The sequence below is a fragment of the Treponema sp. R8-4-B8 genome, assembly GCF_054786175.1.
This window is the reverse complement of the sequence record NZ_BDHE01000379.1, coordinates 1-454: the sequence shown is the minus strand read 5'-3', so window position 1 is coordinate 454 and position 454 is coordinate 1. Positions and strand designations below refer to the sequence as shown.

Annotated in this window: 1 protein-coding gene; it reads right to left on the bottom strand. The window is 51.3% G+C overall.

What is annotated here, in order from left to right; genetic code table 11:
* The coding region (locus ACYVRA_RS08850) for a leucine-rich repeat protein (RefSeq protein WP_461252347.1) at positions 1 to 326 on the bottom strand (326 nt) is incomplete at its 3' end.
* Positions 327 to 454 lie beyond the last annotated feature (128 nt).

Genomic DNA, 454 nt, shown 5'->3' with positions numbered 1-454 from the left:
GCCGGGATGGAAGCCGGGATATCGCGGCCGCTACCCTCATAATAATGATCAAGCGCCGCGAGCGCAGAAATCGGCCTGACACAACTGAAATCACGCCAGCCGAAGGCGGCGCGATAGGATTCTACGGCGCTTTCCGGGACGTATAGGCAGATGGATGCGTAGTCTAAACTATAGAAAGCGCTCACGTTAATAGAGGAATATATCTCCGGCGGGGCAGCCTTTAAGCTGGTTATCGAATTAATTGCCGTACAACCGACGAACGCTTGTATTCCGATAGACGTCACGCTGCTGGGAATGGTGATAGATGTTCTGTCTCTTATACACATCTAGATGTGTATAAGAGACAGTCCCAATACAATCCGCATCGGCGCGCTCGACGTAACATTGCGAACGGTTCGCTCGGCGCCTTGCCCTAATATAGTCAATTTGATGTCGGATTGGGTCAAACTGACAG